A 25,218-nucleotide genomic window follows, 5' to 3' on the forward strand; every position below is an offset into this window, starting at 1 on the left:
ATGATTGAGAGGAATGTATATGATTGAACTAAAACAGGTTTCCAAAACGTTCACTCGGAAAGGAATCACGATTGATGCTCTTAAAGGGATCGATTTAAAGGTCGATAAAGGCGATATCTTTGGCGTTATCGGCTATAGTGGTGCGGGGAAAAGTACATTAATTCGTTTAGTCAATTATTTGGAAAGACCTACTGAAGGACAGGTCTTCGTTGCTGGGCGTGATTTAGGAACCTATAACGATAAAGAGTTACGGGCGGCTAAGAAGAATATCGGCATGATTTTTCAACATTTTAATCTATTAGAATCTAAAAAAGTATTTGATAATGTAGCGATTCCTCTAGTTCTCTTAAAAAAGAATAAGAATGAAATCCGCCAGCGTGTACAAGAGTTGCTAGAGTTTGTTGGATTAAGTGACAAAGCAGGGAGTTACCCTAGTGAATTGTCAGGTGGACAGAAGCAGCGGGTCGGGATTGCCAGAGCGCTTGCCTCGAATCCATCCATCCTATTATGTGATGAAGCGACTTCTGCCTTAGATCCACAGACAACACATTCTATTTTACAGCTATTAAAAAAAATCAATGCAGAGTACAACATTACTGTGATGATCATTACACATGAAATGTCTGTCATTCAAGAGATTTGCAACAAGGTGGCGGTGATGGAAGAGGGCCGAATTATTGAGCAAGGAAGCGTTCTGGATGTATTCGGTAGTCCGAAGCATAAGACGACACAGAATTTTGTGAAGACGGTTATTCAAAATAGCATTACGCCAAGCGTCCAAAAATCCATCAAAACAGAACCCGGAAGTGTCCTTTATAAACTTAATTTTGTTGGAGAAAGCGCCTCTGAGCCTATCCTGTTCGAGATGATTCTATCCTTCGATATGAAGGTCAATATTTTATTTGCGAACACGACCGAGATTCAGGAAACGACACTGGGTACAGTAATTATTCAATGCAGTGGAGATACAGCTGAGATTAACAATGCGTTATCTTTCTTAAAACGTCATGGAGTCGGTGTAGAGGAGGTAGAATCTAATGTTTTCGACCACATTAACAGGTGATCAATTTCTGCAGGCGATTATTGAAACGATTCAGATGGTTGGCGTCTCCTTGTTTGTTGGTTCTTTGATAGGGATACCCTTTGGGATATTGCTTGTAATCACTCGTCCTGGTGGGGTTTTGGAGAACAAAGCGCTTTACGCCATACTAAATCCGATCATCAACATTATACGCTCTCTGCCTTTTATTATTTTACTTGTAGCGATTGTACCTTTCACACGTTTGATTGTTCATACTTCGATTGGGACAAGCGCAGCGATCGTACCTTTAATTATCTACATCGCACCTTATATTGGACGTTTGGTAGAGAACTCCTTGCTTGAAGTGAACCCGGGAATTCTCGAAGCTGCTGAAGCGATGGGTGCTACGCCATTTCAAGTGATTTGGTACTTTTTGTTGCCAGAGGCGGTTGGATCATTAATTCTGTCTTTGACAACGGCAACGATCGGGTTGATCGGTGCAACTGCAATGGCTGGAACGGTAGGGGGCGGCGGTGTCGGCGACTTGGCGATTGTATATGGATACCAACGTTTTGATACGGTTGTCGTGGTAGCTACTGTTGTTATTCTCATTATTTTAGTGCAAGGCATTCAATCTTTAGGCAACACGCTAGCAAGAAAAATTCGCCGTTATTAGTCATTACATATTCCGGGAGGGAGTTTGGCAGATGAGTGAATGGAGCAAGCAAGATCGATTTAAAGCGATATTATCTGGAGAAAAGGCAGATCGCCCAATTGTAAGTGGTTGGCGGCATTTTATCGACAAAGAACAAACTGCAGATGATTTAGCGCAAACTACAATTTCTTTTACGAAACAATATGATTGGGACTGGGTCAAGATCAATCCTAGAGCAACTTATTTGGCGGAAGCTTGGGGCAATCAATATGATTTTACGGATTATCAGACTGTATTTCCAAGGCAGCAAACAACAGCAATTCCATCAGCGGTTAATCTATGGGATATCGAAGTTAAAAAGGCGGTGAATACAGCTTCCTTGGCAGAACACTTAGAGGGGGTTAGGAAAATTCGTCAAGGACTACCTGATACCCCACTAATCCAAACGGTATTCTCTCCATTGACTGTATTGCTATTTATTGTAGGACGTTCTGCTTATGTTACAAAAACAGTGTTTGGCATTGAGCATCCAGTAACTTTGGAGTCGTTATTTAAGGAGCATCGTGCGGCAGCGCACCATGCGTTACATGCGATTTCATTAACCTTAGCCGATTATGTACAAGAGCTGCAGCAAGTGGGTTCTGACGGTTTGTTCTACGCTGTGACAGGCACCGCTCACCCAGGATTATTTGATGAAGCCATGTTTGACGAGTTCTCCAGACCTTATGACTCTATTGTCTTAGAAGCTGCAAGCTACGGCAAAAACATTCTTCATACTTGTGGGGCTTATGCCCAGCCTGAGAAATTTAATGATTATCGAATTGATGGGATCAGCTGGGATACTGTAGCCGAGGGGAACCCTGGTTTAGAGGCGGATCTTAAAGCTACTAAAGTAGGTGGCGTCGATCATGGGCTGTTCGCTGTAAACGATATCGCACAAATTAAGCAGCAGGCTAAAGAAGCACTGACATTAATGAAAGACCAGCCTTTTATTCTTTCTCCAAATTGCGCTATCCCACTTAATGTGACGGATGAGGCGTTAGCACAACTAAAACAATCTATATTTGAATAGGAGATGAAGTTATGAAAAAGTTGATAGTAGTGTTGATGATAGGGGTTCTAGCGGTGTTGACGGCTTGCGGGAATAGTCAATCCGATAATTCTGGAGATAAGAAGAAGCTTACCATTGGATTTGGTGTGGGAACCTATGAGGAGCAATTCCGCCAATCGATCCTTCCGATCCTAGAGAAACAAGGCTATAGCGTTGAAATTAAGTCCTTTTCGCAAAACATGCAGGTCAATCCTGCGATGAAGGAAGGCTCCATTGACGCAAGTATCTTCCAAAGCACAGCATACATGGAGGCAATCAACAAAGAAATCAAAGCAGACATGGTAGGGATTGCTTATGCGCCTGGTGCACCACAAGGTCTTTATTCCGTAAATCATACTACACTTGACGATGTTAAAGATGGTACAACCGTAGCTGTTCCGAATGATCCGGTGAACCAAGAGCGTGCACTGCGTATCCTGGAAGAATTGGGTTGGATCAAGATTAAAGATGGCGCAGGCGTAGCTGATTTTAACATCAACAGCATGGAACCGGATAAATATAACATTGATATTAAAATATTGGACCCTGCTCAAATCCTAGTTTCACTGCAAGATGTTGATTACGGCGTTGTAAACGGGAATTATATTGCTAATTCAGACAGAAAGATTACGGATGCCTTGAAAATCGAAAATACGCCTATGGAACACAGAATTATCGTATCGGTTAATAAAAAGGATGAAAATACACAGTGGGCGAAAGACTTGAAAGCAGCTTATGAATCTAAAGAGTTCGAAGAATATATTCGTGGAATAGAGAAATATGATGGTTTCATTCTGCCTGAAGCATGGGACAACAATTAAGTAAGGAAGTGAACGCAAGTGACACAAGAAAAGATTCATTTTATTGGTGGAGGACAGATGGCGGAAGCGATCATTCGCGCATGTATATCCAACAACACCCTGTCGGTAGATCAAATTAGTATATCTGACATTAATGAAGCTCGTCTTCAGTTTTTGAGTACCAAATACGGAATAGATACGAAGAGCTCACAGGAGCAAAGCCTATCTACTGCAGATCTGATTGTCGTTGCGGTGCGTCCACAGGATGATTTAACTACACTTGGACAAATCGTACAACAATTCGCTTCACCTACCGCAGTCATCGTATCGATTGTGGCAGGTGTGACGAATGTCCAATTAGCTGGTTATTTTGGAGCTGAGAGGTCCATTATCCGTGTCATTCCAAATACATTGACGGATACAGGCTACGGATATAGCGGTGTAGCATTAAATGCTTACGCTAGCCGTGATCAAGTGGAGCATTTCTTACTCGGATTTGGTAAAGTGCAATATCTAGATGAGACATTAATGGATATTTTCACTGGATTTGGTGTGGCTGGCCCCAACTATATTTATTATTTCATTGAGTCTTTTGTAGATGCAGGTGTGCTTGCCGGATTGCCGCGTGAGCAAGCCTGGAATGTTGCACTGGAGAATATGATGGGATCGGTAGCTATGCTGCAGCAGACAGGGCTGCATCCAAGACAACTGCTAGATATTAATAATTCACCTGGCGGAGTTGGGATGCATGGCTTGTACGAATTAAATAACAGTGATTTCGCAGCAGGTCTGCAAAGAAGTGTTCTGGCAGCTGTGAAGCGTACTACTGAGCTAGGAGTGAAGTAATCATGGCAACAGTGAAATGGGATCACTTAGTACACTACGTCAATGATCTGTCTAAACCGGTTGAAATCTTTAGAGCTCATGATTTGGTTGCTTTTAAGGGAGGTTCTCATAAAGATTGGGGAACCTATAACGCATTAAGTTATTTCGGGCTAACCTATCTAGAATTTCTGGGCATTGAGAATCTTGAGTTGGCAAAGGCAACTGAACATAATCTAGTGGTGAAAGACGCTGTAAAACTTCTGCCGGAGCATGAAGTCTTGAGCAGAGTAGTCATCCGGACAGATGATATTGAAGAAGTAGCGGATTCCCTTAAGGCAGCGGGTTTATCACTATCTCCAATCATCGATGGGAAGCGTCTAGATAACGAGGGAAGATTAATCGAGTGGCGCATGATGACTATCGGTGGTGACTTTCAAGGCCTAGTCTATCCGTTCATCATTCAATGGAGCGGGATAGATGCAGAGAGGTTAGAAAGATTATCATCGTCTGGAGTCATCCAGCCTCATCCTGCAGGTCATGTTGAAATCGTGCGCGCTGTATTCCATGTCTCCGATCCTGCAGCTACCGCTAAACACTGGGGATCGATATTCGGATTGCCTGTAACAGAGTCAGAGGACGGTACTTTTATCCTTACGATTGGAGAAAAGTCTTTTGCTTTCGTACATGGGGACGAGAACCAGTTCAAACAGGTGTTTTTTGAAACGGATTCGTTAGCGCTGAAAGGGAAGACGATTCAGATCGGTGACGGGGAGTATGTTTTTGTATAAGGCATTAGTTTCTATATAATTTAAGATGAAAAGACTTGCTCGAAGGTATTGATACCCTGAGCAAGTCTTTTTGCTATCCATTGATGTGATCTTTTTGTTTTAATCAATTTGTAAACCAGATAAAATTCCATTTTTTTGGTAATATGACCATGATAACGAAGATTGAAAACCTCGAGTATGCAGTTAAGAGATAACTTTCAACGGATTAATTCATGTACCAAAAGTATAGTGTCCACATTGATTGGGATTGCAATTGAAGAAGGATGTATCCCTTCTGTTGAGATTACTTTGAATAACAAATGTTTTTTGCGATGATAACTTTTTCAAGTACAGATAATCGGCAGTCATCGAAATATCGTTGTTGTCACAAAACGACTCCTTATCTCGTTTTATATGCAGACGGAATAAGGAGTGGTTGCAATGAAAGAATTGACATGCATCGTTATTGGCGGAGGATATGCAGGTATTAATGCAGTTAAAGCGATTCGGATAACATTTAAGCGGCAAGCAAGTAAACGAACACTCCGACTTATTTTAATCGATAAGAACCCTTATCACTTTCGCAAAGTATTGCTTTTTAAGCCCGCGGTCGGAGATGAAGAGATTACTATCCCTCTGACTAGGTTATTTCCCGAGGGGGTTGAATTCGTTCAGGCTACTGTAACGAAAATCGAATCAGGGGAAAGAAGGCTACTTTGTCAGGATGCTGTAGGAAATAAGAATTCGATAAAATATGACTTCCTCGTTCTGGCGGTGGGCAGCGTCGTGCGGCAACCCGACGCTGATCTAGGAGGTATAGCATTAGCGAGTTTAGACGCTGCGTGGAAGATCCGAGAGGCATGGCGCGCGAATATAAAGAAAGCTGTAAAGGAAAAAGCTCGAAAGAACGTCAGAGATTAATGACCATTGCCGTTGTTGGAGCGGGCATAAGCGGCATCGAGACATCTGCTGAACTAGCTTATTTTTTTCGTGATGATGCGGTATCATTGGGACTTGACCCGAATGCTGTAAGGATAAATTTATTTAACGCGAATAAGAGACTTTTCCCAGAAGGCCCGGCAAAAGTAGGGCTTAAACTGGAACGTTCACTTGACGCTTGCGGAGTAACTACCTTACATGGAAGTAGGGTATTACAGGAGAAAGAGGGAGTGCTAACCTTATCTAACGGCGAGACGATGTCCGCTGGCCTATGTGTCTGGACGCTGGGGCTGTTACCCAACCCAATGCTGCAAAGCATCGGGTTACCGATCACTCCGGAAGGATACGTGATCGTAGATGCAAGTTATCGGGTTCAAGGGGCCCAGGGTGTATACAGTATCGGCGACTGTGCGCGAATCGTAGACCCTGCTACCGGACGGGTGGACGGGAAGACGTGTAAGGAAGCGACCGCCCAAGCAGCAAGGCTTGGAAAGATTTTATCGGCGGATATTGCAGGGCGTCCGGCACCCATGCATAAGGAATTTATTGACTTTTTTTGTTTTGCCTTAGGTCCGGAGCAGGGAATGGTATGGACACATCAATGGGGGTTAGATATTATTTTTACAGGAAAGCTGGGTTGGCGAATAAGGAAATTCACATGGGATTCGGCAAGTCTGTTAAAATAATGTAACCAGAGGGTTAGTGGAAAAGGGTGGAATTTTAAGATGCAAGAGTTATATGAGCATTATAAAGGGCTGCTTTTTACGCTTGCCTACCAACTGACTGGATCGGTCTCCGATGCGGAGGACGCTGTGCAGGACGTATTCCTGAAGTTGTATGATGTAAAGCTGGATCGATTGGTTGAACCTAAAGCATATTTGTGCAAAATGGTAACTAATCGCTGTCGGGATTTATTCAATTCGGCGCGTAAGCGGCGAGAACAGTATTTCGGGCAATGGCTTCCTGAGCCCCTTATTACTCCGAATGATGAATCGTTTGAATCGGTTGTTCAAGGCGAGCTGCTGTCTTATGCTATGCTCGTCTTGCTTGAAAGGCTGTCCCTTACGGAACGAGCAGTGTTCGTGCTTCGTGAGGCGCTCGGCTTTGAATATGCTAATATTGCTGAGCTCGTTGGCAAAAGCGAAGCGAATTGCCGCAAGCTGATCAGCCGTGCGAGAGGAAAAATGGGGATTACCCCCGATGAACCAGTCAATCCCGAAGCTGCAAGCGAAGAGTGGGTCCGTCGACTCCTAGCGGCTCTCGAACAGGGTAACGTGGATAGGGTTGTATCCATGCTCGCCAAAGATGTCGTGTTGGTCTCAGATGGAGGGGGTAAAGCCTTCGCCGCCGTTCATCCTATTGAATCCCGCGATCTCGTCGCCCGTTTCCTTCTCGGCTTAACTCGTAAGGCTCCTCATTACGAAGGAGGCGTGCATGTAGAAATGAGGGATATAAATGGCCAAACAGGACTCGTTGTCCGTTCAGGAGATGGCATCGTAACTGTTGCGCTAATGCATGTCGAGAGAAATTCGATTCGCAACTTATACTTTGTTAGGAACCCAGATAAGCTGAGGCATTTATTGAAATGAAAAGAGGATTTGAAAAAAATCGCCGTTAGAACAGTTATGGAGATGCGGGGAAGTGAGCACTCCGGTAACACTAACGGAGTTGATTACTAATAACAAGGAATTCAGGAGTGTAACAACACTACTAGGATCAGAATAAAGGAATACAGTGGATTAGCTAACAAATCACTTAAAGTGCTTGTTAGAAGTTAAGTTTAGTGGTAATCAAAGTGAGGGTTATGTTATGCCAAAAAATGATAATATGCTAAAAATTCTATGGATGTTGAATTCGGGAGAGAAATTGACTGCAAAGCAGATATCGGAAAAGTTAGAGATGAATATAAGAACAGTTTATCGGTATATTGATGCACTATGTGCCAGTGGTGTCCCTATCATATCCGACACAGGGCACAATGGCGGGTATAGCTTGCTGCACAATTTTATCAAATCTCCTCTGCTATTTAGTATTGATGAAAAAAAGACACTGCTTCATGCTGCCCTATTTGCAAAAGAAGCCGGATATCCTTTGAGTGAGGCATTAGAGAATGCAACATCTAAGTTGAAAATGTATTCGAATCAGGAGCAGGAAAGTATACTAAGCCATCATTTAGCCGGATTTGAAGTAATAAACCGCAAGGGATACCCCGCTGTTCAGCCGGTATTGCAGGAATTGGAGCACGCTGTAGCAAATGAATGGTCTGTAGAAATTTCTTATCGTAACAGTCATGAAGAGCAGTCCCCAAATAGGGTAATAGACCCCTATGGCGTGGTTAATTGGAACAATAAGTGGTACACAATTGCATTTTGCCACCTGCGGAATGAGATCCGCAGCTTTCGGGTAGAACGAATTCTGAACATCACACGCACGCCATTCTCATTTAGGCGTCCCAATGATTTTTCAGCGCGTACTTTTTTTATGAAAAATCTGTTACCAGATGTAGTAGGTAATTCCGAATTAATTTCTTTAATTATTGGTGGCAGGGCAGAGGCGTTGGATGATTTATGCATACATTGGTTTTTGGAGCATCATTTGCAGGAGCGGACATCAACGCAAGCAATTTTTTTACTTGAGGAAGAATCACTGTATACATATGTTCCGTATATAATTCTTCCCTATGGGAAATCCATTCAAGTTATAGAGCCACAGAATCTAAAGAATAAACTTGTGGCGGTTGCTTCAGAGTTAATGGAATATTATCAAGTTTAACAACTTCACTGACAGCAGATGTCAGTGAAGTTGTTTTATTATAATGATAACCACTCATTAAAGATGAATGGTTGCTGTTACCTAATAAACTTTATGAGGAGCACTTAGAAATGAATAATACAGTATATCTTTATGTGTTTGATACCATGTCCGATTGGGAAATAGGTTATTTAACCGCCGAACTGCACTCTGGAAGACACTTCAGACAGGGGCTGGGTCCAGCAAAAATAGTCACCGTTGGGATAGAAAAGACTCCAGTAACTACAATGGGCGGATTGAAAATAATGCCTGACATTAAAGTGGATGAGTGCAGCATTAAAAGCGTAGATGCACTGATTTTACCTGGTGGAAATACATGGACAGAAGCTATTCACGTGCCCATATTAAAAATTGCCGAGATGTGTTTAAAGGAAGGGATAGTAGTTGGAGCAATTTGCGGTGCTACCTTAGGACTTGCTCAAGCAGGATTGTTAGATTCACGTTGGCACACAAGCAATGATTTGGCTTACCTTAAAATGATTTGCCAATCTTACACGGGCGAAGAATATTACAAAGTGGAATCTGCTGTCACCGATGGGAAATTGATCACCGCATCCGGAGTAGCTCCATTAGAATTTTCTGTTCATGTTTTAAAAGCGCTAGATGTATTTTCTCCAAAAACATTAGACGCTTGGTATAGACTTAATAAAACTCAGGAACCTAAATATTTCTACGAGTTAATGAATTCAATCCAATGACAGTATAGGGATATTAGGCATGTGGAGTGCTGTGTGTTGTTGATTCACTAATAATGTCTGAAGACCACATTTACCTATAAATAGAAGCCCAGGCGTATTCAACGCTTGGGCTTTTGCAGTTTGCTCTAAGCCGCGCTATCATCCAATAATTCTCTAGGGGGTCATGATTTTTATTTGATCGGAATGTACAGATCTACTTTGGAATCAGGATGATCATATCCTAAATATCGTTGATCGTATAGCTCAAAATCCTCACGCTCGTCCAGTTCCTCTTTCGTGTTAAGGAACCACGTTCCCCAAATATAATGGAACGTTTGGGCAAGCGTGCGCAGTGTACCAGTGTGAGTGAATACGGCGTAACGCCCCCTCTGGAATTACCTTTTGTACAAATTTTGCAGTAAGTCCTTCAAAAGAAGCCACTTCGATGCCAGCGACCTCCGTAAATAGCACCGTCTTTATATTCTGTTAAACCAAAGCCTTCGAGTTTACGAGTGTAAGCAATCTTATGTGCTGTATTTTCTGAAATAATATTGCCTAGCTTATACCCAATTTCATAGCTTGTTCCTTTCAAATCCAGTGTATGAACGGAAGTCGTTAACATCCTGTTCCCTCCTTTTTTCTACAGTTTAAGGTGGAAAGGGAAGCAGTGCATGATATTTTGTGCTGTTTTTTTCGCTCAATACCAAAATAAGTTTTTTTACTGCATAACAGAAGTTAATGGAGGATATAACAAAGGTCCAATTTCGTAATTATTTCCGGCGTGAGTAGGAATTTAAAATCCGTCAGCTCATGTTATTTAGGTGATAGTCCATACTTTTAGAATAGTGGCGCATATTATATTTTAGGAAGTAAAAGGGAGGGATAATCAATGAGCTGTGGAGTTGGAGGCAGATTTACTTCTACTGGAGAAATTTTGGTTCTTTATATCTTATTGGTAATTATATTATCTGCTTGTTTCTTTGTATAATAGCAGGCTATCAGAAAGAACAATAGCCACTGTTCCAAGGCTATTGTTCTTTTTTTGCAAATGTTGATGGACATGCCAATCCTTTATTTCGTTCCAATAACGAGAATAAATCCGATGAATTCATGATAACGGTCCATTATACTGTTGTACTTACTGATCACTTCCCAAATCGTGTGGTCAAGAAAGGAATCAGTATCCATTTGTTGATAATGGTCTGGATGCTCTGTAAGATCCTCACTTGATTTAGGAAACAAGAAGGGACCATCTATCTGTGAATGATAAAATCCCATAGTGTTTACTAATGCTGACCATTTATTAAAGTCCCATAGATTCTCAACATGATAAAATGTTCTAATCACTTGATTGATTTCTGTAGACATAGGTTTATATTGAATCATTTCTCTATCAAAAAGCTTGCCTCCAGTCCGCAAAACCCTATAATATTCCGAAAATGCCTTTTCTGTATCAGTGAAAATGGATACAGACTCAACAAGAATCACATCAAATGACTCGTTAGGAAAAGGAAGCGAACTTGCGTCACCTACTAAGAATTGAATTAAAGAATTCTCTTTTTCAGCCCGTATTTTTGCTTTTGAGATCATATCTGGGTGAATATCTATACCTATTACATCATGACCTTGTGCAGCTAAATAACAAGATGTTCTGCCAGTGCCACAACCAACTTCAAGGATTCGGGAAGCAGGTGGTAGCGGATATTGTTCAAACTGCTTTAAAGTTGCAGTAAACCCTCCAGGATGAGCATTTCCAACACCTAATTTAGCAAGCATATTCAAATATTCCATGAGTGTAAATTCCTTTCACTGCGGGTCTTATTTTATAATATGAAAAAAAAATAACTTTGTACCGCAGTGCTAAATATTAATGACTTAAGAACATACATAAAAAGAAAATGTAGGTTTATTTTTAAATTAAAATCCAGGTCGTTAAGCAATGTGCGTAATTGCTTGACAATCTGGATTTTTTTGCTAAAAAGGATATGATTGTCCGTTCTTTTAGTAGTCTCCGATTACAAGTTGAGGTTTTATTTAATTTATTCAAGAACACTTGAAAATAATGTAAATGTAGAGTATTGTAAGTGATAAGTAGTAAGTAGTAAGTAGTAAGTAAATCAAAACGCTCACCATACGGAATAAATATCATCCAGTAAATACGAATTTATGGATAGGGGTGGATGGTTATGATGGATTTAAAATTAGCACCGAGTTTTTCAGTGATCGCGCTTAATGCACAGAGAAGTCTTCATATGACTACTGTCAAGAAAGTGTCTTTACGCTGTATGGCAGCAGCGGTTATATTGGAGCTTTACTTAGAGGGATGTTTTACGCAATCAGAGAACAAGTTAACTTTGCCCAAGGAAGGATTGGATCAAGCTCATTCAACACTTTATAGAGAAACGGTTCTACAGCCCTTGCTTCATAAACATGCTGAAGTGAAGGGTGATCTTAATTGGTGGGTAAAAAAGGCCTCTATGCTGTCTAACAAACAATTGAAAAAGTTCGAGACCGCGATTTCAGATGATCTTAAAGCAATGGATTTGCTTGAAGATATCCCAAGTCTGTTAGGGAGCGACATGTATTTTGATACTGCCGAAGTTGAAGTTAGAGCGTATCGCAGTAATATGGAGGCGTACTCAAGCATTACAGAGAACATTCGCGCAGAGATTTTGGAAGAGGGTTCAGTAACGGATGAGGTCATTTGTATGCTGTGGCTGCTTCGTGAATGTGGATGCATGCATGATTTCTTCTCGCTAAATGAAATAGAAAAGGTAAATATCAAACTACATGATCTATACCAAAGTAATGTATGGGCAAAGGCATTGCTTCCAATACAAATTCGCCATGGAATTGAGCTGGGAATCAAACGCTTTTTAGAATTGAAGACAAAGTTTGCGAAGACTTTTATCGGTAGTAGCATCAATCTTTTATTCCCTGCCCTAGAGCCATCGCGAGCTGTCTTTATAGAAACAGAGTCTTGGTTTGATAATTCTAATCAAAGACTAGACGCAGTTATTACAAGATTATTGTCCTATGGACATGAAGTTAAGGTGATGGAGAGAGGATCGATTGCGACCCTTAAAATTGATAATTTGTTATACGATGCGATCCCGCATTTTGTAATGATGAAAGTGCCAATCCAAGGTGTGCGTCTTGTTCCGAAGCGCCCACTGTAAAGGAGTTGGTAATCAATGTCTAGACAACGCTCCATGGAGAATATTTTGGCTTCAGAGTATGTATCTATAGGTGAATTGGTAAGAATCACAAACTCTCGTTATAGTACACTCAAACATTACACAGAAGAAGGCATGCTTCCCTTTGAACAGGCCGAGGAGAATTTAACACGCAGATATAAAAGAGAGAAAACCGTCGCACGCATTCTTTGGATCAAAGAGATGAAAACAAACGGTTTATCTATCTCGCAAATTAAAGAAGCTTTAGGAATGAATTAAACATCGGGATTCCCGGTGTTTTTTGCTTTTTTAGTCAAAGAATTATAAACCCTCAGATAGCCGTGCCCCAATCATCTGAACAAATTGCTCAGCCGCAATAGACAGCTTTCGATCCCGTCGTACTGCAAAACCTATACTGCGAGGTAAAAGCGGATCTTCTAACTTCAACTCATGAAGCTTTCCACTATGAAGATCCTCTTGCACGAAAGAACGGCTGATAAAAGCTGCCCCATACCCTAATCTGGCGAACTCTGCTAGCAGTTCTATGCTCCCCAATTCAATATCTGGAATTACCGATAATCCCTTAGTCGCAAACCATTGTTCAACAAATACTCTAGTACTGCTCCCTTGAGAAAATAAGATTAAAGGCAGCTCTGACACTTCTCTCATGGTAAGTGAACGACTAGCTAATTCTTGATAGGCTTCACCTACTACAAAACAATCCTCCAACACAGCCAGCGTCTGTATATTTAGCAGTGGATCGTGAAGCGGCATATGGACAAAGGCACAGTCGATCTCACCATCTTTTAAACGCTTAGTGATGTCTGGCGTCTTCCCATGAGAGAGACGAATTCGTATACCTGGGTATGTGCTATGAAAGGTATTCAACTGCGGCAACAAAAGGTGCTTGATCAGATAATCACTGGCTCCGATTCGTATTTCTCCCTCATTTAACTGCTTCAAGCTCTCCAGATGCTTCTGTGCAGAATCCAGCATGGAAAAGGATTGCTCCACATATTCAAATAGCGCTCGTCCTTCTGCTGTGAGCTCTACACCTTTGGACAGCCTGTGAAACAGCTTCAGCCCTAAGGCTTCTTCCATTTGTTTAATGGCATAACTCACAGAAGGCTGTGTAATATGTAGTTCACCTGCAGCTTTTGTTAAATTTCGATGACGTGCCGTTTGCCAGAAAATACGATACCACTCCAAGTTGAACATGTGGTATAGATCACCTCTATATCATTATGGTAAAAATCCAATTTCATTTATTTCATTTCATTCATTATAATCAGGCTAGAGGAATAATTCAAAGGGGTGGATGAAGTGGAATCCAATCAACCGGACTTAGAAGCACGTTCTCCATGGTCAACGAATAGCGATAAACACATAGTGAAGATTAGCCCAGCGAAAGCGGTAATCAATGGGACGATAACCATATCAGGAAGCAAAAGTCTGACGAATCGGGCCTTGGTAATCGCTGCTTTAGCTGATGGACGTTCAGAAATAAAGGGAATATTAAGAAGTGATGACTCTTACTGGTGTATTGAATCATTAAAAAAACTGGGGATTCCCGTTGTGATAGAAGAAGAGACAGCTGTTGTGGATGGATGTGGCGGCAACTGGCCGAATCCGACTGGTGAGCTATATGTAGGAGCGGCAGGTACGGTTGCGAGATTCTTACCGGCTGCACTCGCGGCAGGGACTGGCACTTGGACAATGAATGGAAGTAAACGGCTTTGTGAGCGACCACTCGCGCCATTACTCAATGCATTAACAACCCTGGGTGCACAATTTGAGTATAAACAAGCCGACCGTTGTTTACCTTTTACATTAGAGGCAAAAGGTCTGCAAGGAGGAAAGGCAACCCTGCCCGGCTCCACTTCAAGTCAATTTATAAGTGGATTACTGCTAACCGCACCGTATGCCAAAGAACCGGTAACCGTGTATATTGATGGAGAAGTTGTGCAAAGAGACTATGTAGAGATGACCCTTACTATGATGGCCTCCTTTGGTGTAAAACCAGAAGCATCTCAGGACGGTCAATCGATAACGGTTCCTGCAGGAAAGTATCAAGGTCACACGATCACTTTAGAGCCTGATGTATCCACATGCTGTTACTTTTGGGCGGTAGCTGCACTTACGGCAGGACGTGTACGAATTGAAGGGATCAATGCTAGCAATACAAGTCAACCTGATATCGAGTTCTTAGACGTTCTGGAGGTAATGGGCTGTACCGTTGTTCGTGGGGAGAACTTTATTGAAGTACAAGGTGTCCCACGGCTTAAGGGTGGATTCACAGTGAGTATGAAGAAGTGGTCGGATCAAACACTAACAATGGCTGCTATGGCTATTTTTGCAGATGGTCCAATCACTCTAAAGGATGCCGCACATATCAGACATCATGAATGTGATCGGATAGCCGCGATATGTGAAGAAATAAGTAAGCTCGGAATACGTGTGGAAGAGTTTGAGGATGGTCTAACGGTATATCCGGGTCAGCCAATCCCAGCTTTACTAAATTCTCATGACGATCACCGGATGGCTATGGCGCTTTCTTTAATCGGCTTGAAGATAGAAAATATTCAGATTAACGACCCTGGTTGTGTCTCAAAGACCTGTCCAGATTATTTTGACCGTTTGTCAGCGTTAGGCGTACAGGTCCAATACTAAATAAGGAGTGCATATATAATGGCAGGAAATACATTCGGTGAAGTGTTCAAAATTACAACCTTTGGTGAATCACATGGTGTGTCGGTAGGGGTCATAGTGGATGGTGTAACACCAGGCGTCGAGATTAACGAAGCGTATATACAGAAACAGATGGATCGGAGAAAACCGGGCCAATCTTCAGTGACTACTCCTCGTAAAGAATATGATGTTGTCCACATACAATCTGGAGTATTTGAGGGGAAAACAACAGGTACACCGCTCTTTGTAGTTCTTCAAAACCACGATATGAGACCAGAAGCGTACAGCGAGATCCAGGACGCTTTTCGTCCGGGCCATGCCGATTTTACTTATTTAGAGAAATACGGCATTCGGGATCATCGCGGTAGCGGACGTGCTTCAGGTAGAGAAACTGCGGCAAGAGTGGCCGGAGGTGCGATAGCTCGTAAGTTGTTAGAGAGAAGAGGCGTACAGGTAGTAGCGTACACACAAGAAATCGGAGGCATAAGATGTGAATCCTTCGATGAGGGTGTGATTGAACAAAACGCTGTCCGTGCCTGTGATCCAATTGCAGCTGACAAAATGATTAAAAAAATTGAGGGGTTAGCCGAGATTGGGGATAGCTGTGGTGGCATTGTAGAATGCCGTATTCGTGGCGTGATTCCGGGTCTTGGAGAGCCTGTCTTTGATAAATTGGATGCAGAACTGGCGAAAGCTATGCTGTCCATTGGCGCTGTTAAAGGGATAGAATTTGGAGCTGGCTTCGAAGCAGCAACGATGCTGGGGAGTGAGCATAATGATGCGAGGAATAGCGATGGTTTTCTAACTAATCATTCCGGAGGAATCATCGGGGGGATTAGCACAGGACAAGAAATCGTATTTCGGATCAGTGTAAAGCCTACTTCGTCCATCTCTGTGCCACAGCAAACGACTAACATCAAAGGGGAAGAACAAGAGATACGCACTGAAGGCAGACATGATCCATGTATTTGTCCGAGAATCGTACCTGTCGTCGAGGCTATGGCTTGTTTAGTACTGGAGGATCAGTACAAACGACAAGCTGCTATGCTTGGATAATTCTAGAGCGGCATAATGGTGATGTTTGATTTTGACATGATCATTGAATTATTTTCCATTTAATGATATTTTTAAGATCGAATCATTGTCTCAGTCTACCCTGGAAGGAGCTGTACCATGGAACGATCAATTTTTATGAAAAGCATTGCTGCCCCTCTCGGCTTAATCCTGTTCTTGACCAGTATCGGTCTTGCCATTTCCTTTGCCTTCCCACAGCGGTCAAAAGCAGCGGTTGTTAAGTCTTCTGCTGCTTTTAGTTTGTTTGAGCAAAGAGTGAAGAAACCTTCATCTCTCAGTCTGGCCCAAGCCACCTTAGTCAATCGTATTGATGAGATGACGCCAGCAGAGGCTAATTTAGCCGTTTTACATTTGGAAAATGCCCTGAAAGCTTATCTACCTACAGCAATCAAACGAATGAATACGCCTGCTATTCAACAAGATATCAAAGATATTTATACTCCAGGCATGTCAATGGTGCTGGCTCGATCCAAGGTGAAGCAGTCCCAGACCCGTGTTGTTCTACAGGACTTGACTGCCATGGACTATAAGCTTGAATTGGGTGGTGGACGCTTTTATCCAATCATTCAATACAAAAGCTTCAAAGTGTTCAAACCTTACGTCTCCAAAGATTTGCAAGCCTATATCGAGCTGATGGCTACTGAGTCTGAGCAACCCTCTGCTGTGAACGGAACTTTGCTGATCAACTGGTACAAGGTCATAGAACGGGCTATGGCATATGAAGATTTTTTGTCAACCTATAAGTCTTCCAACCGTACAATAGCTATTAAGGAAGCCTATAACGTAGCCAAAGAATATGTGTTTAACGGTGCCCAAAACTCTCCGCTCTTTGATAAGATAACGCAAGTGATGAGTGAAGAAGCGGCAATTGCATACGAGAATACATTGTCAGAAGCGGGGCCAGAGCAGATTGAAGCCAGCCCACTACTGATCCAGCTTGAAGAATTTTTGATGCTACTGGAGAAGAACGGGGATAAGAAGACGCAGGCTGTTAAGGATTTTCTGAAATCGATTTAAGCTATAAAAATTTCAAAATAATAACTCTTGGAAGGCACTAACGTCCTGTTAGTGTTTTTTTTGCGAAAGGAGAACCTATGAACCGAATACTAGTCATTGGATCTGCTGGATCGGGCAAATCTACCTTGTCTCGCAAACTACATTACATACTTGATCTCCCTGTTGTACATTTGGATACCTATTACTGGAATGCCGACTGGGTTCCTAAACCAAATGAAGAGTGGAATAATATTGTCGAACAATTTATCAATGAAGAGCATTGGATCATGGATGGTAACTATTCAAGAACGATGGATATCCGAATTAACAAAGCCGATTTAATAATTTTCTTAGATATGCCTAGACTTCTATGCATCTACCGAATTATCAAACGACGAATTATATATCACAAGAAATCCAGACCGGATATGAATCAAGAATGCCCAGAAAAATTAGATTGGGATTTTGTGAAATGGGTTTGGAATTATAGAAAAAAAGGTCGAGTGAACACTATAAAGAAACTTGAGCAGATTAAAGGACGTAAAGAGGTTGTTATTCTGAGAACGAGGAAAGAGATGGATGAGTTTATAGGGAAGGTGGAGAAGGAAGGGGCTGGTCTGGGATGACTTGCAAACTGTTAGTTCAATCTGTAAATAAGTCATTAGAAATTGTTGATTTGTACTTTGTACAAGGATGGTGTAGATACTATCACAACGGGTCATCCTGCGGTTAGAAAGTTTAACAATTCTAAGTTATGAGATGATCCTGAATGGGTGGATGGTGTTTTTGAAAAGCTTGAACAATATAAATTCGAACTGAACTCTTGAGCATGTAATTGGGTGAAGAGCCAATAGAAATGATAAGCAATTAAAGCAGCGATGTGCTAAGGTTTTAATTCTCAGCCCTAGCACCGCTGCTTCATTTTTAGAGCATCTAATCCAATTCTGCTATCATCTCAAGGCTTTACCCAGGATCCCTTCAGATCCATTTCTCGAATACATTCAGCCGAGTCGTTCCTGTTGTCGTTAATCATTGGTGTGACCGGGTACACCTGCATTTCATCTGCTGAATAAGGCCGCAGAATCGGATTCAGTGCTTCCAGATCATTTGTCTCCTCATCAAGCCATCGAGTGATATCCTGTGGGGACAAAATCGCCGGCATCCGGCTCTCAAATTCGCTAATCAGTGGATTGGCATCTGTCATGACCAGAGAGCAGGTGCGAAGAGGCTCCCCGCGCGTATCCCGCCAAATTTCGTATAGACCAGCCACTCCGAACATACTGCGGTTATTCATGACTACCCGAACGGGATAAGTCTTCTTGCCTTCTTTTTTCCAATAGTAAAATCCGTTGCAAGGGATAATACAGCGCTGCTTGTCCACCATCTTGCGATAGGTTGGATTCTGATGCACATTTCGGAGATCCGCATTGATCGCATCTTTACCCCAATAAGGAACGAATCCCCAGCGGAACTCATCCAGAATTCGCTCACCATCCTGCTGTAATACGACAGGCATATCCTGTGTGGGACTAATATTATAGCGGTCTTTATAGTAGTACATCACCCGTTTGATCTCAAAATGATCCCTAATGTCTTGTAGTTCGGCCGCCAGAGAAAAACGTTGACACATGAAACATCAGCCTCCTTTTGTTTCGTAGTGTTTGTAAAAGGAGGTAAATTATTCATGATTTCCGTAGTCATTCATTCGCAATTTTTACAGTTGGCGCCTATTTTAGCGATCACTCTTTTTCTCCATGGCTTAACCTAGCTCCGTGGAAGCTTCCCTCCATACTGCGCTCTTAGCTGCTGCAATTTGTCTAATTTGCTTAGACTACCATCCCTATTTGCTAAACCTACCCCAAGGATCAGATTCTCAATAATATAAATGGGACCGACCATGGAGTGAAACTCCCAAACCTCAACTCTCCCGGCATAAAGTACAATATCTGCATCTTGGGATCGAGGATACACGAGTCTGTCGGTGATCAGAATGACCTGGTAATTAGCTTCACGTGCATGGTCCAAAATCACTTCGATTTCAGGTAACAGTTGAACAAATCCAAAGACAAGCAATACATCTTGTTGATCAGCATGCATTAAGGTCTCTAACAGCTCGTGTCCGCTGGGGGCCATTTTTTTCAGCTGTAGTCCGAAGCGCGCCATTCGATAGATCATCAGCTCCGCTAGTCCAGCACATGGACCGGGGCTATATACATAAACAATGCGAGCTGTAAATAGTGCCTCTACTGCACGTTGCAGCGCTTCGTCGCTCAAATAACGGCGTGTCTCTTGCAAATGATGTGAGCAATTATCCAACCATTAAGCAAGGCAACTACGAAATTGTGCTTTCGCCTTGTCTTCACACCAAAGTGAAAGCTTCGGTCATGATGAAGAAACTTTTGAGGAGCTCATTGGTGAAGCACCTTCCAGAGAGGATGCAGAGGTTGGTAACCTGGTCTAGCCGATTCCAAACATTCCTGTTATACTTTTTTCGTGAATGTAATCGGAGGTGGTACTGTGCTAATGTTGGTTTGCCCATTAGCTAGAAGTTCCTCACGCAAAGCCTAAATTAGGGCGATACTTTGCGTGAGGTGCGATAGGATGGATGATCGCCCAAACTAAATATTATCGTTTCTAATAATTGGCTTTGCACCTTATGAAATTTCAAAATATAAGGGGCTGAAGAGCAATGAATACACCATTTATTAGAAACCATCAATATAATTTTATTAAAAAACAAACAGACTTCCTTCTAAAAACACTGCGAACTGTAGCGGATCGAAGAGTCTTGGAGACGGTAAGATATCGTTCATCGTTGAATGTAGTAGAAGCTTTTTCAACACTAAGTGATAGTCAGCAACAGTTGCTGCAACAAATATCTGCCTTTGAGACTGCATACGATTTTCAGAAGTATCTTAGTGGATTAGAGCCTTATTTAGAACCTTTTCCACAGATTACACCGAAACAGATTCAGAAGCTATTCCCTAAGAATAAGAAGCTGAAGGTACCTGATTTATCAGTAATTGATTTTCGATATATGACATATTTGAGCTGGATAGATATTGCTACCAATAAATTATTTATTGTATATCCGTTCGAAGGGCAGTTTATCGGTATTGAGGGTAGAATGACACCAATGAACAAGAAGGGGTATTGCCTGTTCTGTAATCGGCAGCAACAGCTCGCCTTCTTTACGGTCAAGACCAGGCTTGCAAAATCTTCGCCGGATGATTACTCCTCCATTGGCCAATATATTTGCATAGAGAGCCAAGAATGTAATCATAGGATTACGGATACAGCAGCGTTAGAGAGATTCATTCTCTCCACTCGTGCATAATGTTAGGGTTAGCAAAGGCTGCTGTTGTAGGTAGCTTCAGACTATAGAGCAATAGGGTTTTGAAACGAATGATTTCCGTTTCGAAACCCTATTTACTGTTCGTTCAATTCTGAATTAATTTTTTTGAATATTGTTGAAATAGAAACAAAAAAATAATGTGATATAATATTGTTAATGCAAGAGTGGGTGGGAGGACAGGTCATGAACAAAGAAGATCAGATCCTAATGGGTGTCAGGGACCTATATAATAAGATTGTTTGGCTTAACAAAGATAAGATGGAGGCAAGTCTTAAGGGTTATACATCTTCCGAAGTACATTGTATTGAATACATTGAAAAAAATGTAGATTCCAACGTAACAAAACTTGCGGAGTCCTTTTTTATGACTCGCGGTGCCATAAGTAAATTAACTAAGAAACTCATAGGAAAAGGCCTGATCGAAAGCTACCAGAAGTCTGATAACAAAAAAGAAATCTATTTTAGGCTTACTGAGCAAGGAAAAGTAATTTATAAAATCCATGAGGACCTTCACAAAGAGTTTCAAGAGCGGGATAAAGCCGTCTTTGCGCAGATAACCGAGGAACAATTTGATAGTATGCTTAGTTTCGTGGAAAAGTATAGTAGTCATTTGGATGCGGAAATAAAGAAACAGGGTAAAGATATTAAATCGGAATAAAATTTCAATAATGAAAATGAAACCACATGCAGTCGGGCTCTATGGAGAACGGCTGCATTTTTATTGTTATTATTTTGTTGACAAGGAAACAAAATGGCGATACGATAAACATGTTTCCTAGGAATCAAAATAGTAACTTTAAGGAGTGAACATAAATGTCCATATTTAAATCACACAATGAACAGAACACAGGACAATCCGTAGATAAACACGCATTAATATTCGGTCTTATCTCTGTGTTTCTTTGCGGAATAGGCTTTAGTATCATAATGCCTGTCGTCCCATTCTTAGTGCAGCCTTATACAAGCAGTCCTGGAGAACAAGCAATAGTTGTTACGATGCTGACCTCGGTATATGCAGTCTGTGTATTTTTTGCAGCCCCCGTACTTGGAGCTTTGAGCGACAAATATGGCCGGCGTCCATTACTCTTAGTATGCCTGTTGGGTTCCGCCGTCGGGTACTTGGTTTTTGGCATAGGAGGGGCTCTATGGGTACTATTTGCTGGACGTATAATCGAAGGGATAACAGGCGGGAGCATAAGCACGATCTTTGCATATTTTGCAGACATTATTCCTTCGCAGCAGAGAACCAAATACTTCGGATGGGTAAGTGCAGTTGTAGGTGTAGGCACCGTCATTGGCCCAACGATAGGCGGATTACTTGCTAAGTTTGGTTATTCTGTTCCCTTGTATTTTGGAGCAATCATAACTTTATTGAATGTTGTTTATGGATTCTTTTTTATGCCAGAGAGCCTTGCCAAGAAGAATAGACTGAAGGAGATTACCTTTGTAAGACTGAATCCATTCTCACAGCTTGCAAACTTACTTTCCATGAAAAACTTAAATAGGCTGCTAGTCTCAGCGTTTTTACTCTGGATTCCTAACGGATCTTTACAGGCAGTATTTTCTCAATTTACGATGGATACTTTCAGCTGGAAGCCTGCACTAATCGGTCTTATGTTTTCGATTATGGGTCTCCAAGACATCATTTCACAAGGTTTGATCATGCCAAAGCTGTTGAAGAAACTTAGTGATAAACGTATAGCAATTCTTGGAATGGCTTCAGAAATTATCGGTTACAGTTTTATTGCGTTATCTGCGTTGTTCTCATTCTATCCTCTTTTTATCGCTGGAATGTTTATATTTGGCTTTGGGGATTCGATCTTTGGGCCTTCATTTAACGGGATGCTTTCCAAGTCTGTCGATTCTAGTGAACAAGGTAGGATTCAAGGAGGTAGCCAATCTATTCAGGCTTTAGCAAGAATGATTGGGCCTATCATTGGAGGTCAGATTTATGTATCACTAGGCCATGCCGCACCCGCATTTATGGGGATGATCCTTATAGCAGCAGCCATACTCGTTTTGTATAAGCGTCCGGATGTAATTATGTAAACTACCTACGTTTAAGAACATATAAAAATAGGGTTTCAGAACTCTGGGACAAGTTCTGAAACCCTATTTGTCATAGTTATTGTTTGTTTTTGGAATCTTTATTGATAACCCGTGCAGGACGAGTTACCCAGTTCGTACGATTCATCGGTTTAACTGTATCAATTCTGGCATTTGACGGTTCACTTGAAGCTTCAGTCGCTTCTGTTTCAGTAGATGTTGTAACTTCTTGATCCACGCTTTTTTTTCTTGATAGTCCTGTTCCATCATGCTTGCCTCGGTTCCATACTCTTCCCTTACTCATACATACACTCCATTTCTATACGCTTATTCATAAACCATATCATATTAGGACAAGTTAAGGAAGAAAGACATAAGCACAAATTGAAGGATTTTTCAAGTTATATTGGTTACTGGAGATTTCATTTGGCGATAGCTATAATAGTACTGATATTGAAAGGAGAGTACTTATATTATGGCAATCAAGATCATAACAGATAGCGGTTCTGACCTACCCCTTGACTACATGGAGAAGTATAATGTTTCCGTGGTCCATCTACCGGTTCATTTTGGGCATGAGTTAATGCCTGCGGATACGGATACGAAAACCTTTTATGCTAAAATGAGTGAATCCAAGGAGCTACCTACTACGGCAAGTCCAAGTCCAAACCAATTCCTTGAGACATTCAGGCAAGTAGAGGAAGGTACTGACATTATGGTCATTTGTATGTCCTCTAATATTAGTAGCACTTATCAGACGGCTATGATCGCTATGGAAATGTACCAAGAAGAAGGACACACCAATGCGATAGAGGTTATAGATTCCAAGACCTTTTCTGGCGGGTTGTCGCTGATCGTGGGCCTTGCGGCGAAGTGGTCACAGACTTGTTCAAGTCTGCAGGAACTGAAGGACAAGGTGCTTCAGCAAATGGATGAAGTTCGCGCATATTTTACACTGGATACACTTGAGAATGTAATGAAGGGCGGACGTCTAAGCCGGATATCAGGAGCGGTTGCTTCCGTGCTAAATATCAAACTACTGCTTAAAATCAGCGAAGAGGGTACTGTTGAGGTAGTGGAGAAGACCCGGGGTCTTCCAAAGGCATTAAACCGTCTGCTTGCGCATTTGGATGAGAAGCAGCATGACTACGAGAAGGCTGTTATCGCTATAGTACACAGTAACTGTGAGAAGCTTGCACTTGAGATTAAAGAACGCATCTTACAAAAGCACCCGTTCAAAGAAGTTTTACTCTCAAGTATGGGACCTGTAATGGGAACCTATGCGGGTGAAGGTGGAATTGGTGTTGCTTTTTAATAGGACTCCGAGGGCGTTTATATTTGCCAGCAGGTGTTCAGATTTCTGGAATTATACGATCGTACATGGGACGAGTTCCTGTGTGCGATTTTTATTTAAATATAAGAATTTGATGGATGTAATAATTTAGCTATTCTTTAGATTGCGTTTAGGTGGGTTTAATAATCGAAGATTATAGTTAGATGGGGTGATTACTGTGTATACAATTCTAATCGCAGATGATGAAGCAGAAATTGTGGAATTGTTGAGATTATATTTAGAGAAAGAGTACAACATTGTGGAAGCGAACAGTGGGACTGAAGCGTTAATGCAAGTGCAGAACCAAAAAATTGATTTAGCGATTCTTGATATTATGATGCCTGGTCTAGATGGACTGCAATTATTGAAGAAAATTCGAGAGTTCCATCATTTCCCGGTGTTGTTTTTATCTGCAAAAAGCGAACATTACGACAAAATACTGGGACTCGAACTCGGTGCCGACGATTATATTTCCAAACCGTTTAATCCATTGGAAATTGTAGCTCGTGCAGGAGCTTTACTGCGGCGGGTACATCATTTTGACGCACAGATTATTGAAGAAAAGGCAGCTGAACAAATTGTGTTGGGAGAATTGAGGCTGGATCAAAGCCAGTGTCTGCTCTATCGTTCAGGAGAACCCGTCGTTCTTACTTCTACTGAGTACAAAATTCTGGAATTAATGATGAAACAACCGGGTCGGGTCTTTACACGTAAAAAAATATATGAGGCGGTATGGGAAGATTTCTATGTGTACGAAGATAATAGTATCATGGTACATATCAGTAATATCCGGGAAAAGATTGAGGAAGACTCCAAAAAGCCGGTTTATTTAAAGACTATTAGAGGGCTGGGATACAAAATTGAAGCGCCTATGGAGCAATAGAGATCAACGACCTTTACAATCATCGCTGACGCTGGATTTTTTGTTATTCATCTGCATTTTGTTTTTTCTTGTGATTGTTTATT

29 protein-coding genes and 1 pseudogene are annotated in these 25,218 nt (G+C 41.6%); 23 read left to right on the top strand and 7 right to left on the bottom strand.

The window, feature by feature from the left end; all coding sequences use genetic code 11:
• Positions 1-19 precede the first annotated feature (19 nt).
• From NSQ29_RS07490 to NSQ29_RS07540, 11 genes are all read left to right on the top strand, one after another.
• Positions 20-1,063: a methionine ABC transporter ATP-binding protein gene (locus tag NSQ29_RS07490; protein ID WP_341124722.1), complete on the top strand. Its 1,044-nt coding sequence runs from the start codon at positions 20-22 to the stop codon at positions 1,061-1,063.
• Entirely contained in the window at positions 1,038-1,697 is a 660-nt protein-coding gene (locus NSQ29_RS07495; protein ID WP_042189536.1) for a methionine ABC transporter permease, read from the top strand. Before NSQ29_RS07490 ends, NSQ29_RS07495 begins: the two co-directional genes overlap by 26 nt.
• Before the next feature lie 31 nt (positions 1,698-1,728).
• A complete protein-coding gene (locus NSQ29_RS07500; RefSeq protein ID WP_341124723.1) occupies positions 1,729-2,748 on the top strand; it encodes a uroporphyrinogen decarboxylase family protein in 1,020 nt (339 codons plus the stop codon).
• An 11-nt stretch (positions 2,749-2,759) separates the two neighbouring features.
• On the top strand, positions 2,760-3,587 hold the full coding sequence (locus NSQ29_RS07505; protein WP_076299273.1) for a MetQ/NlpA family ABC transporter substrate-binding protein: 828 nt from the start codon (positions 2,760-2,762) through the stop codon (positions 3,585-3,587).
• Positions 3,588-3,605: 18 nt separating this feature from the next.
• Entirely contained in the window at positions 3,606-4,412 is an 807-nt protein-coding gene (gene proC / locus NSQ29_RS07510; protein WP_076285376.1) for a pyrroline-5-carboxylate reductase, read from the top strand.
• Positions 4,413-4,414: 2 nt separating this feature from the next.
• Positions 4,415-5,179, top strand: coding sequence for a VOC family protein (locus NSQ29_RS07515; protein WP_341124724.1), 765 nt, complete (start codon positions 4,415-4,417; stop codon positions 5,177-5,179).
• A 420-nt stretch (positions 5,180-5,599) separates the two neighbouring features.
• On the top strand, positions 5,600-6,079 hold the full coding sequence (locus NSQ29_RS07520; RefSeq protein ID WP_341124725.1) for an FAD-dependent oxidoreductase: 480 nt from the start codon (positions 5,600-5,602) through the stop codon (positions 6,077-6,079).
• Positions 6,019-6,783, top strand: a complete 765-nt coding sequence (locus NSQ29_RS07525; RefSeq protein ID WP_341124726.1) for an NAD(P)/FAD-dependent oxidoreductase — start codon at positions 6,019-6,021, stop codon at positions 6,781-6,783. Before NSQ29_RS07520 ends, NSQ29_RS07525 begins: the two co-directional genes overlap by 61 nt.
• Positions 6,784-6,822: 39 nt before the next feature.
• Positions 6,823-7,686 carry an RNA polymerase sigma factor SigJ gene (gene sigJ, locus NSQ29_RS07530; RefSeq protein WP_341124727.1) on the top strand — a complete coding sequence of 288 codons (864 nt, stop codon included), beginning with the start codon at positions 6,823-6,825 and terminating at the stop codon, positions 7,684-7,686.
• A 220-nt stretch (positions 7,687-7,906) separates the two neighbouring features.
• Positions 7,907-8,869, top strand: coding sequence for a helix-turn-helix transcriptional regulator (locus NSQ29_RS07535; RefSeq protein WP_341124728.1), 963 nt, complete (start codon positions 7,907-7,909; stop codon positions 8,867-8,869).
• A 110-nt stretch (positions 8,870-8,979) separates the two neighbouring features.
• The gene (locus tag NSQ29_RS07540) at positions 8,980-9,606 is read left to right on the top strand and encodes a type 1 glutamine amidotransferase family protein (RefSeq protein ID WP_341124729.1); all 627 of its coding nucleotides are present in this window, start codon (positions 8,980-8,982) and stop codon (positions 9,604-9,606) included.
• Positions 9,607-9,776: 170 nt separating this feature from the next.
• Here the strand turns inward: NSQ29_RS07540 and NSQ29_RS31505 are convergent.
• Together NSQ29_RS31505 and NSQ29_RS07545 are read right to left on the bottom strand one after the other, a co-directional pair.
• Positions 9,777-9,965 (bottom strand): annotated as a pseudogene (locus tag NSQ29_RS31505) (GyrI-like domain-containing protein); the annotation flags it as partial.
• A 47-nt stretch (positions 9,966-10,012) separates the two neighbouring features.
• Complete coding sequence (locus NSQ29_RS07545; protein WP_341124730.1) at positions 10,013-10,207, bottom strand: hypothetical protein; 195 nt, start codon at positions 10,205-10,207, stop codon at positions 10,013-10,015.
• Positions 10,208-10,474: 267 nt separating this feature from the next.
• Between NSQ29_RS07545 and NSQ29_RS07550 the strand changes: the two genes are divergently transcribed.
• The gene (locus NSQ29_RS07550) at positions 10,475-10,573 is read left to right on the top strand and encodes a sporulation protein YjcZ (RefSeq protein WP_139328621.1); all 99 of its coding nucleotides are present in this window, start codon (positions 10,475-10,477) and stop codon (positions 10,571-10,573) included.
• 83 nt (positions 10,574-10,656) lie between these two features.
• On the opposite strand, the gene NSQ29_RS07555 is transcribed toward NSQ29_RS07550, so the two are convergent.
• Positions 10,657-11,376 (bottom strand): class I SAM-dependent methyltransferase, encoded by a 720-nt coding sequence (locus NSQ29_RS07555; RefSeq protein WP_341124731.1) that lies wholly within the window; start codon positions 11,374-11,376, stop codon positions 10,657-10,659.
• A 395-nt stretch (positions 11,377-11,771) separates the two neighbouring features.
• Here NSQ29_RS07555 and NSQ29_RS07560 point away from each other — a divergent pair, with 395 nt between their 5' ends.
• Positions 11,772-12,764 carry a hypothetical protein gene (locus tag NSQ29_RS07560; RefSeq protein WP_341124732.1) on the top strand — a complete coding sequence of 331 codons (993 nt, stop codon included), beginning with the start codon at positions 11,772-11,774 and terminating at the stop codon, positions 12,762-12,764.
• Between the two features lie 15 nt (positions 12,765-12,779).
• A complete protein-coding gene (locus NSQ29_RS07565; protein ID WP_341124733.1) occupies positions 12,780-13,040 on the top strand; it encodes a helix-turn-helix domain-containing protein in 261 nt (86 codons plus the stop codon).
• Between the two features lie 42 nt (positions 13,041-13,082).
• On the opposite strand, the gene NSQ29_RS07570 is transcribed toward NSQ29_RS07565, so the two are convergent.
• Positions 13,083-13,979: a LysR family transcriptional regulator gene (locus tag NSQ29_RS07570; RefSeq protein ID WP_341124734.1), complete on the bottom strand. Its 897-nt coding sequence runs from the start codon at positions 13,977-13,979 to the stop codon at positions 13,083-13,085.
• 105 nt (positions 13,980-14,084) lie between these two features.
• On the opposite strand from NSQ29_RS07570, the gene aroA reads away from it, so the two are divergent.
• From aroA to NSQ29_RS07590, 4 genes are all read left to right on the top strand, one after another.
• Entirely contained in the window at positions 14,085-15,431 is a 1,347-nt protein-coding gene (aroA, locus tag NSQ29_RS07575; RefSeq protein ID WP_341124735.1) for a 3-phosphoshikimate 1-carboxyvinyltransferase, read from the top strand.
• Positions 15,432-15,449: 18 nt separating this feature from the next.
• Positions 15,450-16,505, top strand: a complete 1,056-nt coding sequence (gene aroC / locus NSQ29_RS07580) for a chorismate synthase (protein ID WP_341124736.1) — start codon at positions 15,450-15,452, stop codon at positions 16,503-16,505.
• Between the two features lie 117 nt (positions 16,506-16,622).
• Complete coding sequence (locus tag NSQ29_RS07585; protein WP_339796888.1) at positions 16,623-17,540, top strand: hypothetical protein; 918 nt, start codon at positions 16,623-16,625, stop codon at positions 17,538-17,540.
• A 77-nt stretch (positions 17,541-17,617) separates the two neighbouring features.
• On the top strand, positions 17,618-18,145 hold the full coding sequence (locus NSQ29_RS07590; protein WP_076285390.1) for a DNA topology modulation protein: 528 nt from the start codon (positions 17,618-17,620) through the stop codon (positions 18,143-18,145).
• 329 nt (positions 18,146-18,474) lie between these two features.
• On the opposite strand, the gene NSQ29_RS07595 is transcribed toward NSQ29_RS07590, so the two are convergent.
• Together NSQ29_RS07595 and NSQ29_RS07600 are read right to left on the bottom strand one after the other, a co-directional pair.
• Positions 18,475-19,149 (bottom strand): SOS response-associated peptidase, encoded by a 675-nt coding sequence (locus NSQ29_RS07595; RefSeq protein WP_076285391.1) that lies wholly within the window; start codon positions 19,147-19,149, stop codon positions 18,475-18,477.
• A gap of 134 nt (positions 19,150-19,283) precedes the next feature.
• The gene (locus tag NSQ29_RS07600) at positions 19,284-19,835 is read right to left on the bottom strand and encodes a MurR/RpiR family transcriptional regulator (protein ID WP_341124737.1); all 552 of its coding nucleotides are present in this window, start codon (positions 19,833-19,835) and stop codon (positions 19,284-19,286) included.
• A gap of 373 nt (positions 19,836-20,208) precedes the next feature.
• Here NSQ29_RS07600 and NSQ29_RS07605 point away from each other — a divergent pair, with 373 nt between their 5' ends.
• The 3 genes from NSQ29_RS07605 (at position 20,209) to NSQ29_RS07615 (ending at position 22,922) form a co-directional block, all read left to right on the top strand.
• Positions 20,209-20,856 (top strand): FusB/FusC family EF-G-binding protein, encoded by a 648-nt coding sequence (locus NSQ29_RS07605; protein ID WP_076285393.1) that lies wholly within the window; start codon positions 20,209-20,211, stop codon positions 20,854-20,856.
• A gap of 201 nt (positions 20,857-21,057) precedes the next feature.
• Entirely contained in the window at positions 21,058-21,531 is a 474-nt protein-coding gene (locus NSQ29_RS07610; protein WP_341124738.1) for a MarR family transcriptional regulator, read from the top strand.
• A gap of 155 nt (positions 21,532-21,686) precedes the next feature.
• Complete coding sequence (locus NSQ29_RS07615; protein ID WP_042189497.1) at positions 21,687-22,922, top strand: MFS transporter; 1,236 nt, start codon at positions 21,687-21,689, stop codon at positions 22,920-22,922.
• Positions 22,923-22,998: 76 nt separating this feature from the next.
• Here NSQ29_RS07615 and NSQ29_RS07620 read toward each other — a convergent pair whose 3' ends face one another.
• Positions 22,999-23,223 carry a hypothetical protein gene (locus tag NSQ29_RS07620; RefSeq protein WP_042189495.1) on the bottom strand — a complete coding sequence of 75 codons (225 nt, stop codon included), beginning with the start codon at positions 23,221-23,223 and terminating at the stop codon, positions 22,999-23,001.
• 171 nt (positions 23,224-23,394) lie between these two features.
• On the opposite strand from NSQ29_RS07620, the gene NSQ29_RS07625 reads away from it, so the two are divergent.
• Positions 23,395-24,234, top strand: coding sequence for a DegV family protein (locus NSQ29_RS07625; protein ID WP_042189493.1), 840 nt, complete (start codon positions 23,395-23,397; stop codon positions 24,232-24,234).
• Between the two features lie 196 nt (positions 24,235-24,430).
• On the top strand, positions 24,431-25,135 hold the full coding sequence (locus tag NSQ29_RS07630; RefSeq protein ID WP_042189491.1) for a response regulator transcription factor: 705 nt from the start codon (positions 24,431-24,433) through the stop codon (positions 25,133-25,135).
• Positions 25,136-25,218: the final 83 nt, after the last annotated feature.

It is taken from the genome of Paenibacillus sp. FSL F4-0236 (assembly GCF_038000135.1).
Lineage (GTDB): Bacteria > Bacillota > Bacilli > Paenibacillales > Paenibacillaceae > Paenibacillus_AQ.

What these genes read in the sequence shown, in the direction of transcription:
- NSQ29_RS07545 (WP_341124730.1), bottom strand. Translation starts at nt 10,207, where the DNA reads ATGTTAACGACTTCCGTTCATACACTGGATTTGAAAGGAACAAGCTAT.
- NSQ29_RS07535 (WP_341124728.1), top strand. Translation starts at nt 7,907, where the DNA reads ATGCCAAAAAATGATAATATGCTAAAAATTCTATGGATGTTGAATTCG.
- NSQ29_RS07610 (WP_341124738.1), top strand. Translation starts at nt 21,058, where the DNA reads ATGAACAAAGAAGATCAGATCCTAATGGGTGTCAGGGACCTATATAAT.
- NSQ29_RS07490 (WP_341124722.1), top strand. Translation starts at nt 20, where the DNA reads ATGATTGAACTAAAACAGGTTTCCAAAACGTTCACTCGGAAAGGAATC.
- NSQ29_RS07540 (WP_341124729.1), top strand. Translation starts at nt 8,980, where the DNA reads ATGAATAATACAGTATATCTTTATGTGTTTGATACCATGTCCGATTGG.
- NSQ29_RS07625 (WP_042189493.1), top strand. Translation starts at nt 23,395, where the DNA reads ATGGCAATCAAGATCATAACAGATAGCGGTTCTGACCTACCCCTTGAC.
- NSQ29_RS07595 (WP_076285391.1), bottom strand. Translation starts at nt 19,149, where the DNA reads ATGTGTCAACGTTTTTCTCTGGCGGCCGAACTACAAGACATTAGGGAT.
- NSQ29_RS07620 (WP_042189495.1), bottom strand. Translation starts at nt 23,223, where the DNA reads ATGAGTAAGGGAAGAGTATGGAACCGAGGCAAGCATGATGGAACAGGA.
- NSQ29_RS07500 (WP_341124723.1), top strand. Translation starts at nt 1,729, where the DNA reads ATGAGTGAATGGAGCAAGCAAGATCGATTTAAAGCGATATTATCTGGA.
- NSQ29_RS07570 (WP_341124734.1), bottom strand. Translation starts at nt 13,979, where the DNA reads ATGTTCAACTTGGAGTGGTATCGTATTTTCTGGCAAACGGCACGTCAT.
- NSQ29_RS07495 (WP_042189536.1), top strand. Translation starts at nt 1,038, where the DNA reads ATGTTTTCGACCACATTAACAGGTGATCAATTTCTGCAGGCGATTATT.
- NSQ29_RS07585 (WP_339796888.1), top strand. Translation starts at nt 16,623, where the DNA reads ATGGAACGATCAATTTTTATGAAAAGCATTGCTGCCCCTCTCGGCTTA.
- NSQ29_RS07590 (WP_076285390.1), top strand. Translation starts at nt 17,618, where the DNA reads ATGAACCGAATACTAGTCATTGGATCTGCTGGATCGGGCAAATCTACC.
- NSQ29_RS07565 (WP_341124733.1), top strand. Translation starts at nt 12,780, where the DNA reads ATGTCTAGACAACGCTCCATGGAGAATATTTTGGCTTCAGAGTATGTA.
- NSQ29_RS07555 (WP_341124731.1), bottom strand. Translation starts at nt 11,376, where the DNA reads ATGGAATATTTGAATATGCTTGCTAAATTAGGTGTTGGAAATGCTCAT.
- NSQ29_RS07520 (WP_341124725.1), top strand. Translation starts at nt 5,600, where the DNA reads ATGAAAGAATTGACATGCATCGTTATTGGCGGAGGATATGCAGGTATT.
- NSQ29_RS07525 (WP_341124726.1), top strand. Translation starts at nt 6,019, where the DNA reads ATGGCGCGCGAATATAAAGAAAGCTGTAAAGGAAAAAGCTCGAAAGAA.
- aroC (WP_341124736.1), top strand. Translation starts at nt 15,450, where the DNA reads ATGGCAGGAAATACATTCGGTGAAGTGTTCAAAATTACAACCTTTGGT.
- NSQ29_RS07615 (WP_042189497.1), top strand. Translation starts at nt 21,687, where the DNA reads ATGTCCATATTTAAATCACACAATGAACAGAACACAGGACAATCCGTA.
- NSQ29_RS07550 (WP_139328621.1), top strand. Translation starts at nt 10,475, where the DNA reads ATGAGCTGTGGAGTTGGAGGCAGATTTACTTCTACTGGAGAAATTTTG.
- NSQ29_RS07515 (WP_341124724.1), top strand. Translation starts at nt 4,415, where the DNA reads ATGGCAACAGTGAAATGGGATCACTTAGTACACTACGTCAATGATCTG.
- NSQ29_RS07505 (WP_076299273.1), top strand. Translation starts at nt 2,760, where the DNA reads ATGAAAAAGTTGATAGTAGTGTTGATGATAGGGGTTCTAGCGGTGTTG.
- NSQ29_RS07605 (WP_076285393.1), top strand. Translation starts at nt 20,209, where the DNA reads ATGAATACACCATTTATTAGAAACCATCAATATAATTTTATTAAAAAA.
- NSQ29_RS07560 (WP_341124732.1), top strand. Translation starts at nt 11,772, where the DNA reads ATGATGGATTTAAAATTAGCACCGAGTTTTTCAGTGATCGCGCTTAAT.
- sigJ (WP_341124727.1), top strand. Translation starts at nt 6,823, where the DNA reads ATGCAAGAGTTATATGAGCATTATAAAGGGCTGCTTTTTACGCTTGCC.